The sequence below is a fragment of the Pseudomonas sp. GW821-FHT02A08 genome (genome assembly GCF_059422045.1).
Genome location: NZ_JBWKWD010000087.1, coordinates 1 through 661 on the forward strand (window position 1 = coordinate 1; position 661 = coordinate 661).

The 661-nt window shown below is 55.1% G+C and carries 1 protein-coding gene; it reads left to right on the top strand.

Translation table 11 applies throughout. The features are described 5' to 3' along the window. Positions 1–641: IS3 family transposase (locus tag AC07W4_RS27835; protein WP_495034730.1), on the top strand; the 641-nt coding region annotated here is incomplete at its 5' end. Positions 642–661: the final 20 nt, after the last annotated feature.

Here is a 661-nt window from a genome sequence, read left to right on the forward strand (position 1 = left end):
TTGAACTGCAAGTGGGTCGAGATCGGCTGTTTTCGATTCTGCGGGAAAGACGTTTATTGGTGGCTCGCAGGCGGGCTTACCACAAGACGACCGACAGCCATCATCGCTTTCGACGTCATCCGAACCTGCTCAAGCCCGGTCCTGATCAGGTTGTTCCAAGCGGCCCGGAACAAGTCTGGGTGGCTGACATCACCTATTTGCCAACTCAGGAGGGTGTGGCCTATCTGAGCCTAGTGACGGATGCTTTTTCGCGAAAAATCGTGGGCTATCACGTTCATGAAAGCCTGCACGCCGAGTCGGTAGCGCATGCGTTGCGTCGGGCGGTGCAACACCGTCGAACGGAGCAGTCGCTGGTCCATCACTCGGACAGAGGCAGCCAGTATTGCTCGGGGATGTACCAGGAACTGCACGCGAAACACGGCATCAGGTGTTCTATGACGGACGGTTATGACTGCTACCAAAACGCCTTGGCAGAGCGGGTCAACGGGATATTAAAGACAGAGCTGATGCTCCAGCAGCCGCAGGATTTGATGCAAGCGAAGAAGATGGTGAGTGAGTCGATATCGATCTATAACGGCGAGCGACCGCACCTGTCTTTGAAATACAAAACGCCCGATGCGGTGCATCGGGCGTTGGGGTGAAACAGGTGTAAACCTATTTC